Origin of the sequence: Micromonospora sp. C51 (assembly GCF_018070435.1) — a bacterium.
GTDB lineage: Bacteria > Actinomycetota > Actinomycetes > Mycobacteriales > Micromonosporaceae > Micromonospora > Micromonospora sediminimaris.
The window spans coordinates 109,147-117,171 of the sequence record NZ_JAGPXQ010000019.1 but is presented as its reverse complement, the minus strand read 5'-3'; the positions used below and the strand labels follow the sequence as shown (position 1 = coordinate 117,171).

General features: G+C 70.1%; 4 protein-coding genes, 1 rRNA gene and 1 pseudogene. 1 reads left to right on the top strand and 5 read right to left on the bottom strand.

Annotated elements, in window-relative coordinates; all coding sequences use genetic code 11:
• Together KBX50_RS19610 and KBX50_RS19605 are read right to left on the bottom strand one after the other, a co-directional pair.
• A 16S ribosomal RNA gene (locus KBX50_RS19610) occupies positions 1-74 on the bottom strand; the annotation flags it as partial.
• A 701-nt stretch (positions 75-775) separates the two neighbouring features.
• The gene (locus KBX50_RS19605) at positions 776-1,027 is read right to left on the bottom strand and encodes an SCO4848 family membrane protein (protein ID WP_210938657.1); all 252 of its coding nucleotides are present in this window, start codon (positions 1,025-1,027) and stop codon (positions 776-778) included.
• 68 nt (positions 1,028-1,095) lie between these two features.
• Here KBX50_RS19605 and KBX50_RS19600 point away from each other — a divergent pair, with 68 nt between their 5' ends.
• The gene (locus tag KBX50_RS19600) at positions 1,096-1,638 is read left to right on the top strand and encodes a hypothetical protein (RefSeq protein ID WP_210938656.1); all 543 of its coding nucleotides are present in this window, start codon (positions 1,096-1,098) and stop codon (positions 1,636-1,638) included.
• A 17-nt stretch (positions 1,639-1,655) separates the two neighbouring features.
• Here the strand turns inward: KBX50_RS19600 and KBX50_RS19595 are convergent, their stop codons facing one another.
• From KBX50_RS19595 to KBX50_RS33845, 3 genes and pseudogenes are all read right to left on the bottom strand, one after another.
• Positions 1,656-2,501 carry a DUF6406 domain-containing protein gene (locus KBX50_RS19595; RefSeq protein WP_210938655.1) on the bottom strand — a complete coding sequence of 282 codons (846 nt, stop codon included), beginning with the start codon at positions 2,499-2,501 and terminating at the stop codon, positions 1,656-1,658.
• A gap of 48 nt (positions 2,502-2,549) precedes the next feature.
• A complete protein-coding gene (locus tag KBX50_RS19590) occupies positions 2,550-3,374 on the bottom strand; it encodes a DUF6406 domain-containing protein (protein ID WP_307871015.1) in 825 nt (274 codons plus the stop codon).
• Positions 3,375-3,421: 47 nt separating this feature from the next.
• Positions 3,422-6,814 (bottom strand): annotated as a pseudogene (locus KBX50_RS33845) (C2 family cysteine protease); the annotation flags it as partial.
• Between the last annotated feature and the right edge of the window lie 1,211 nt (positions 6,815-8,025).

The window sequence follows — 8,025 nt, the reverse complement described above, 5'->3', positions numbered from 1 at the left end:
CCTTTCCGCTCGACTTGCATGTGTTAAGCACGCCGCCAGCGTTCGTCCTGAGCCAGGATCAAACTCTCCAACAAAAACCTGAAGGAAAATCCATCCCAGCAACAAAAAATGTTGCCAAAGGAATCCAAACCAACCAGCAAAACTGGCCAGCCCGGGAAAAAAACTAACTTGGCACTGGCATATCAAGCACCCTGTTGAGTTCTCAAAGAACAACCACACACCATCCGAAACCCACACCGTGGATCCCATCCGGGGCAACCATCCCACCCACCGCTCCCGCGCCGGGCACTTTTACTACGTTACCTCACCGTCTGCGGCGAGTCAAACCGGCTTGTCCCGGTCCGTCACGCTTCAGGTGGTTCGGCACCCGCGATCGAGCACAGCGGTCACCCGCTTGACTCGGTCATCGGATTTGGCAGGCCGGCCGCTACGGTTGCCCGCACGCTCGCCCGGTTCCCTGCCGGTCGTAAACCTTACCCGGTCGGTTCCGCCCCACCAAACCCGCCCCTAGGCGGCCCGGTCGAGCCCCACCCGGCCGAGTCCACAGAGGACGATGTCCTCGCGAACCCGGTGCCACCCGGAATCCGACTCTCAGGGCTTTCGCTCTGTTTGCCCGTTCCGCGCTGGCAGAGAGAAAGTTACGCGCCCGGCGGATTGATCGTCAAATCGGCGCGGAGCGGTCCCCGTCACACTCGTTTGAAGCCCCGCCCCCCGGTGCGTCCACCCCACCCTCCACTCGCCAATTGAGTCAGCCGACAGGTGCATGGACGGCGGCTCAAGGCGTACCGCGTCGGGACGCCCGCCACCCGCGAAGGCCCAGCAGACCCACAGCGGTGCCGATAGCCAACGACGCCCCGATGAGCAGTGCGTGCACCCACAGGAAGGCGGTCGCCGGCCAGGCCCCGACCACCCCGCTCACCCACGACCTCGGGTCATTCCAGATGGCTACCGCAAACCTCGGCCAGATCGCCCAGGTCCATATCCCCACTCCGGTGAGGAACACTGCCCAGCCGCGTGACAGCACCATGGTCGGCGAGTATGCCAGCGGCCGGACCGGGACGTCGGCGGAAGCGTCCGATCGGTACGGTGGTTCGCATGAACCCCCTGCGGAGCCGCACCAACGCGGAGGCGCACCTCTACATGGATCTGCACCCGTGCAGCTGCGGGGAGACGCGTTTCCCCCGGCAGAGCGCGGTGGTAGCGCTCGACGACGGTGATCTGGCCAGCCGGTACACGGGCGCCTGCGTCGGATGCGGCCAGGAACGGGAGTTCCTCTTTCGGCTACCGCCAGCGGCACCGCCGGCCGGCGGTGGCTTCCGCTATGGCGGGGATGAACCCTCCCAGTTACTCGACCCGGGGGAATGGCTGCTGGTCTCTGACGCGTACGCCGGTCAGGTGCCGGCCGACCCCGGGGGCGGTGAGGCCGGTCAGCGGGCGCGGGCCGCCCTGACCCGGGCCGTGGCCGCACTTGAGGAGGTCGGCAAGTTCATCCCGCCAGACGGTGCCGTCGTCCCAGCGAACGCCTTCACCACGGACCGCGGCCGGCAGCTACACCAGCGCGAGCCCGGCCGGTTCCGGCGCGACCGCCTCACCGCCGTCCGCGACGCGTACGCGGGCATGCTCTCCCGGCTCAGCTGAACAGCACTGTCGTCCGGCTACTCCTGCCCGTCCTCGTCGTGGCTGGAGTTCGGAACGGCAGCGGGGGGTACGAACTGTGCCGCCGGATGATCTGCCTCGTCCGTCGGTGTCAGCCGACCGATCAGCTCCCACATCGACCCGGCCACCTCAGCGAGGCTCCGTGCCCGGCCCGCCGAGGCGGCTGGCCCGGCAGGGCCGACCAGGTCCAACTCGTGCACGAAGTAGACCGACTCGTCGCCCCTCCTGCTGGCTGAGACCACGAGCAGCCCGCCCGACGGATTGGCGATCACCAACCAGTCCGGCGACAACCAGGGATCGCGGTGCACACGTTGGCTGTGTGCCAGGTCGATCGGGGGGCGTTCGGGGTGCACCCCGAACAGCGGGCGCTCCGGCAACAGGGTGAACGGCACGCCTGGGATGTGATGTTCCGTCTCAGGCTGTGCGCCGTTGGTCCGGCCAAGCCAGTCGCGATAGCCCGCTGGCAGCCGAGCGCCAAGGGCTGCCTCCAACGCCTGGAGTTGTGCTTCCTCCAGTTGGCCATAGGCCCGTAGCCGGGCTGGCCTCCAGAGCCGGCCCGTGGGCGGATCCAGCACCTCGTTATCGTCCACCCGACGGACGGTGACCTCCCACGCGTCCGCACTGACCATGTCCAGATCTGCGAAGCGCCAGGTTTCCTCTCCCACCGGGAAGGTCCCGCCGAGGGTGACCTCGTGGGCGGAGTCATCTCCGCCCGCAGAGGGCATGACGATGATTTCGGCCCGCACCGACGACCCCACGTCGACCCAGCCAACCGCGAACCGGGCCAGACCGACGCTCGTCGTCGTGTTGTTCCGGACGGTGGCCAGATGAGTGAACGAGCGCACCAATTCTCTCCCGGTTTCCTCAGCAACGAACGGCCGGCCGCACCTTGCTCAGAGCTGCCCGTTCTCGTAGTTGGCGGGGTCCGTGAACGTCCCGGGCGGGTGGATCTCTGCGGGCGGAAGGTGGTCCAGTTCCATCGGGGTGAGCCTGCCGATGAACTCGTACATCGACCAGGCCACCGCCCTCAGCTTCCGTTCCCGTGCGGCCGTGGCGGCCGGGTCGGGTGGGCCGACCAGGTCGAGCTCGTTCACAAAGTAGACGCTCTCGTTGCCCAATTCCGCCGAGACGACAAGCAGTCCGGCTGCCGTATTCGCGATCACGAGCCAGGCCGGTGAGAGCCACGGATCCCGGTGTCGACGCTGGGCATGCACCAGATCGAACGGAGGATATTCAGGGTGGACGCCGAACAGCGGGCTCGACGGAAGCAGTGCGACAGGCATGCCGGGGATGTGGTGTGGCACCTCAGGCTGCGCACCGTTGTTCCGACCCAGCCAGACGCGATACTCCCGCGGTAGCTGGGCCCCGAGCGCCGCCTCCAACGACTGGAGCTGGGCCTCGTCCAACTGACCGTACGGCCGCAGCCGGGCCCGCTTCCACAGCCGGCCACTCGGCGGCTCCATCACCTCGTCCTCGTCCACCCGACGGACAGTGACCTTCCAGTCGTCCGCACTGGTCATGTCCAGATCCGCGAAACGCCAGGTCTCCTCGCCTACTGGAAAGGTCTCCCCGAGCGAGACCTCGTGGGCGAAACTCTCGTCGCGCCGGAATGGCATGACGATGATCTCGGCACGCACCGGTGGTCCGACGTCGACCCAGCGCACTCCGAATCGGGCCGGCCCGACCGGCGTCGTCGTGTTGTTCCGGACGGCAGCCACATGAGTAAACGAGCGCACCAGCTCTCTCCCGGTTTCCTCAGGCACGATCAGGTGTCCAGCATGTCGTAGAGCGCCGGCTCGGCCGGAAGCACGAGACCGAGCACGTCGCGGGCGATCCGTTCGGCCTCCGCACGATCCACCGGTGCCGGAGTCGCCTGCGCCGGCACCATGCCACCGGCCGTCCAGCGCAGCGAGCGTCCCGGGCCGCCGAGCTCGGACACCATCAGGCCAGTCACGCTACCGTCCGAAGCGAGCAACGCGAAGTAGCCAATCACGTACCGCTCGTCATCGAGGTGAGTGCGACCGAGGGTGCGCGGTGGTGACGCGGGCTTAGCCGGCGGACCGGGCTGATCGATCAGCGGAGAGGCCGGGCTCGGAACGGCCAGCGGACGGTCGACGATCTGCTCGACGGACGATCGGGGCGACGGCACGAGTGGCTGGACGTTCGCTGCGGGCCCGCCGCCCACCGAAGGCGACGGCAGGGCGGCGGCGGGTGCCTGCTCCAGGTGCGCACACCACGGACCCATCAGGTCCAGCATCGCCCGCAGCGACATTGGCGACGGATGCTCCGTGTTCCACGGGTTACGCAACTGCACCTGGCCGTTCTGCGCCGCAACGATCTCATAGACATGCTTCGCCTTCAGCCCGTACGGCATCACGGCGAGCCCGGGATAGCTCTCCTTAGGCCAGGTCGCGATGGTGATCGGGCTGCCGGCCGCGAGCAGGGCCGCCAGGTGTCGCTCGACCGCCGCCTCTCGACCCGGCCGCGTATCCAGCGGCGTCTGCCGGGCCGGCAGGCCGGTGAGCTGAGTGAGCAGCTCGGCCTGCATCAGCGGAGTACTGCCGACGTTGAGCCGCGCGTAGCCCACCGGTGCGGCACGGTGTGGGTCGTCCTTGCTCTCCCACCCGCGCCACTCGCGCTGCCACTGCTCATGCCGGTCCTTGGTCCAAGTTCGGTCGACCGCCGCGAGCGCCTTCTCCAACACTGCCGCCCAACCGACGCCGACTTCTGACTGATCGGCATACGCGGCCCAGGAACTCCCGGCGTGCACTGGAACATCGGGTCGCACGTTGATCCGAACGCGTCGCCCGGTCGCCGCCGACTCGTCTCCGCGCAAGACACTCTCGTGCAGCAGCACGTCCACCGTGCCGTCCGGTCTCGGCTGGAACAGCTGGGGGATGCTCTCCGGTCGATGCCCGGCGAGGGCCGCCATCGTGGCCAGCATCCCGCAGTCGCCAAGCACGCCCTGCTGCACCTGCGTTCGTCGGGGCGTACCGTCATGAAGCGGCGCCGGCTTACCCGTCGCGCTCAGCAGCGCGCGACCGTACTCGACCGGAAACTCGGGGTCTGGGTCGGGAAGGGTCACCCGGTCGGCGACCACGGCGATCTCGCCGGTGGTCACGGTCGGGATGACCTCGGTCTCGACGGCCGGGTCGGGCGGCATCATCGCCCGCAGCGCCTCGGCGAGCGCCGTCGGCACCAGCCCCATCCGCCGCGCGTCGGACAGGTAATGGAAGCTGTGCGTGGTGAGCACCGCGACGGCCGCGGGATTCGACCCGTACTCCACGTGGAAGGCGGCGTAGGTGCGCGTCCGGTCCTCGATCAGCAGCGCGTTTCGGCCGGCCGGGGTGTTCAGGTCGTACGCAGGCGCCGACCTCTCCAGGTTGAACTCGGGTGCGCCGTCGAGGGTGTACGGACGCAGGTCGAAGCGGCCGGTCAGGTCGACGTAGATGCCCTCGGTGGCGAGCCGGTCGGCGAGGCGTGGGTCGACTCGGCGGACCTGGTCAAGCAGGTTCTGCGGCAGACCGATGAGCTGCCCGGCGAGGGCGGGCATCCGGGGCAGTGAGGATTGGCTCTGCTCCCCGTGTACGGCCAACTCGCGCAGCTTCGCGGCCAGGTCGGCGGCGGGTGGCGGTTGGAAGTCGGGGGCGAGCCGGCTGCGGTAATCGATCGCGCGGAAGCGCTCGACCATCGTCTGGTTGGGGTTGACGGCCAGGGCACCGGCCACCGCCTCCGGCGTGATCACCGGCAGGCTCAGCTGCATCACCTGGGTCCACACCTCGGCGGGAAGGACCGCGAGCCGGGCCGCTGCGTCCGGCGTACCCCAGCGGAGGCCCAGCCGGTCGACCAGGGTGTCGATCTCGGCTCGCAGTGCCAGCCGGGAGGCGGGATCTGCCTGCGCGTACCAGGCGGCCATCAGCCGCAGCTCGGCCAGCCGGCCCCGGTCCCGGGCCGAAAGGCCGGCGGGATCGATCGGCCCCTCCGCCGCGCCCTGGTCGAAGAGCCCGGCCTGGGCGGCGCCGGACTCGTGCCGGGCCAGCAGTTCGGCGGCCTCGTGCACCACCGCGCGGTCGACCGCCAGATCCGAGGCACGATCGGAGACCGTCAGGGTGAAGGTGCCGTCCAGGTTGCGGATGGTCTGCGCCACGACGCCGCTGGCGAGCGCGGCGGCGGTGACCCGCACGCGCAGCGGTTCCAGGCCGGGCGCGCGCAGCTCGAACACGTCGGGGCCAACCGCCACGATCTGGTCAGCGCCGATCGTTCCCGCCAGGGCGGGGAGCACCGTCCGGGCCCGGTCCAGCACGGCCGGGGCGTCGGCGGCAGGACGGCCCTGGCCGTGGAACTCCGAGCCGGGCAACGCGGCCACCGTGCTGCGTGCCGGCTCGACGTGGGCGTACCAGGGGCTCATCAGGTCGAGGAAGGCGCGCAGTGGCATCGGCGCCGGGTGGCGGGAGTTCCACGGGTTGCGCAGCTGCACCTCGCCGTTCGCCACCGACACGATCTCGTACGCGTGCCCCGCGACCAGTCCGTACGGTGGCTTGCCGCCTGGCTGGGCAGCGTAGGCGCTGGCCGGTCGGGTGCCGGTGATCAGTGGGCTGCCGGCGGCGAGCAGGGCTGCCAGTCGTGCCTCGGCGTCGGCCTCCCGTCCCGGTGTCGGGTCCAGTTCACTCACTCCGGTCGGCAGGCCGGTGAGCTGGCTGAGCAGCTCCGCCTGCACCAGACGGCTGCTGCCGTTGTCCAGGCGGGCGTAGCCGAGCGGGGCGGCCTGCGTGGCGTCCACGCCCGGTCGGGCGGTCCACTGCTGCTGCCACTGGTCGTGGCGCTGCTGGGTCCAGGTACGGTCGATCGCCGCGATCGCCTTCTCCAGCAGCGACGCCCAGGACGCCCCGACCACGGACTGGTCGGCGTAGGCGCTGTGACCGTTCGAGTTCGGATGCAACGGCACGTCCGGGAAGACGGTCACCCGCAGTTGTCGGCCGGTCGGTGTGATCGCGCGGTCGGGCCCACTGGTCTCGTGTAGCAGCACGTCGACCGAGCCGTCCGGGTTCGGGTGGAACATCTGCGCGACGGTGTCCGGCAGTTGACCGGCGACCGAGCCGATCACGGCGATCATGCCGCAGTCGCCGAGCGCCCCCTGCTGCACGTCCTCCCGCTTCGGCGGTCCGTCGAACAACGGCGGCGGTTGTCCGGTACGGGCGTCCAGCGCCGGCCCGTAGACCGGACCTGGCTGGCCTGCCGACTCCGGTGGCAGGGTCACCCGGTCGGCCGCGACCCGGATCTCTCCGGTGGCCTCCTGCGTCGCGGAGTTCTCCACGGTGGCGGCAGTGGCCGTCGACGCGGGGGTGATGCTGCGCAGCGCCTCGGTCAGAACATTTGGCACCAGCCCCATCCACCTGGCGGTTCCCTGGTAGTGGAAGTCGTGCCCGGTGAGCAGGGCCGCTGCCTGGTCGCCGCGGAGGCTGCGCAGTGCCGCTCGGGCCCGCTGCCGATCCTCGTGCAGTTGGGCGCGCCGCCCGGCCTCGGTGGTCAGGTCGAACGCCGGGCGTGCCGCGCCGAGGTCGACGGCGGGCACGCTCGGCACCATGTACGGGCGCAGGTCGTAGCGCCCGGTCAGGTCGACGTAGATGCCCTCGGTGGCGAGCCGGTCGGCGAGTTGCGGATCCACCGCCCGGATCCGGCCGAGCTGTGCCTGCGGGATGCCGACGATCTGCCCGGCGAAGGCGGGCATCCGCGGCATGCCGGACTGTGCGTGTTCGGCCTCGGTCGCCAGTTCCCGCAGCCTGGCGTCCAGCTCCGCCTGGTGCGGAACCTGAAAGTCCGGTGCCAGCCGGGCCCGGTAGTCGATCATCCTGATCCGCTCGACCTCGGTGAGGGTGGCGGCACCGGCCAGCACCGTGGAGACCGCGTCGGGCGTGATCGACGGCACGCTGAGCTGCATCAGGTGCGCCAGCACGTCCCGAGGTAGCAGCGCCCACCGCGACCGGACGTCCGGGTCACCGACGCGCAGGCCAAGGTGACCGGCGAGCGCGTCGATCTCGGCGCGTACGGCCGGTCGGGCGGCCGGGTCGGCGGCGTACGTGGCGGCGAGCAGCCGGATCTCCGCCATCCGACCCCGGTCGTGGGCGGTCAGTCCGGCCGGGTCGATCGGCCCCTGGACGTTACCCGGGTCCAGCGGGCCGACCAGCGCCCGACCGGTCTCGTGCAGCGCCACCAGCTCGGCTACCTCGTGCGCGAGCGCCCGTGCCACCACCTGGTCGGCGGCCCGGTCGGAGACGGTGACGGTGAAGGTGCCGTCGGGGTCGCGCTGCGACCGGGCCACCAGGCCGTCGGTCAACGAGCCACTGGTCAGCCGTACGGTCAGTGGGTGCT

Bases quoted from the DNA above. Each gene is read 5' to 3' on its own strand.
- KBX50_RS19605 (WP_210938657.1), bottom strand. From the start codon at position 1,027: ATGGTGCTGTCACGCGGCTGGGCAGTGTTCCTCACCGGAGTGGGGATA.
- KBX50_RS19600 (WP_210938656.1), top strand. From the start codon at position 1,096: ATGAACCCCCTGCGGAGCCGCACCAACGCGGAGGCGCACCTCTACATG.